Genomic DNA, 308 nt, shown 5'->3' on the forward strand with positions numbered 1-308 from the left:
TGGTGACTGACGGACGTGCGCTCAAGCACGTCCAGGTGCGCGAGTACGTGCGTTCCCTGGTCACCGGGTGCGCTCCCGGATCGCCCGCTCCCTCGGAGCGTGAGCTGGTCCACCGTTTCGGTGTCGCGCGGATGACCGTGCGCCAGGCCATGGACGCCCTGGTCGTCGAGGGGCTGCTCGAGCGCATCCCGGGCCGCGGCACGTTCGTCGCCCGCCCGCGTCGCACGGCCAGCAAGATCACCGGCTACACCGAGGAGATGAACCGTCGCGGCCTGCTGGCCGAGTCGCAGACCCTCCTCGCCCGCCGC

1 protein-coding gene is annotated in these 308 nt (G+C 71.8%); it reads left to right on the plus strand.

Going from position 1 to position 308, the window contains the following annotated elements; genetic code table 11:
- Nucleotides 1–47: 47 nt before the first annotated feature.
- Nucleotides 48–308 (plus strand): GntR family transcriptional regulator (locus QWY28_RS23405; RefSeq protein WP_300955318.1); only part of this gene is annotated, 261 nt, incomplete at its 3' end.

The sequence above is a fragment of the Nocardioides oceani genome (assembly GCF_030412965.1).
Taxonomy (GTDB): Bacteria; Actinomycetota; Actinomycetes; order Propionibacteriales; family Nocardioidaceae; genus Nocardioides; species Nocardioides oceani.